Here is a 603-nt window from a genome sequence, read left to right as displayed (position 1 = left end):
GGCTGATTACGGGTCTGCGGTGACGGCTTGCTGTTCCTCTTTCTCGTAAGTCATGGGCGAGCGGTAGCCCAGGGCTGAGTGAAGCCTGGCTGGGTTGTACCAGGCCTCGATGAAGCTGAAGGTCGCCATGCGCGCCTCGGCGTGGGAGGCGAACCGGCGCCGTGCGAGCAGCTCGCATTCGAAGATGGCGAAGAAGCTCTCGCACAGGGCGTTGTCGTAGGCATCGCCGACCGAGCCCATGGACGGCCGGACGCCGGCCTCTCTGCAGCGTTTGCCGAACGCCAGGGAGGTATATTGCGACCCCTGATCCGAGTGGTGAATGACATCGCGTGGCCGGCGCTGGCCGACGGCCATCTCCAGCGCATCCAGGACGAGCTCAGTGCGCAGGTGGTTGGCGGTAGCCCAGCCGATGACCTTGCGGCTCCAGACATCGAGTACCACGGCGAGATAGAGAAAGCCGGCTGCCCTAGGAATGAACGTAATGTCGGCCACCCACAGCTGATTGGGGCCGCTGGCCGTGAAGTTGCGGTCCACCAGGTCCGGAGCCGGCCTGCTGTTCTCGTCGCGGCGCGTCGCCACCGGTCCGCCGCGGCGATGGCTGGC

Annotated in this window: 1 protein-coding gene; it reads right to left on the bottom strand. The window is 65.8% G+C overall.

What is annotated here, in order from left to right; translation table 11 throughout:
• Positions 1–6 precede the first annotated feature (6 nt).
• A partial coding sequence (locus LHA35_RS28495) for an IS3 family transposase (protein WP_226615292.1) occupies positions 7–603 on the bottom strand: 597 nt, incomplete at its 5' end.

The organism is Roseicella aerolata, assembly GCF_020523605.1.
GTDB lineage: Bacteria > Pseudomonadota > Alphaproteobacteria > Acetobacterales > Acetobacteraceae > Paracraurococcus > Paracraurococcus aerolatus.
The sequence above is the reverse complement of the archived record's forward strand: the minus strand, read 5'-3'. Positions and strand labels throughout refer to the sequence as shown.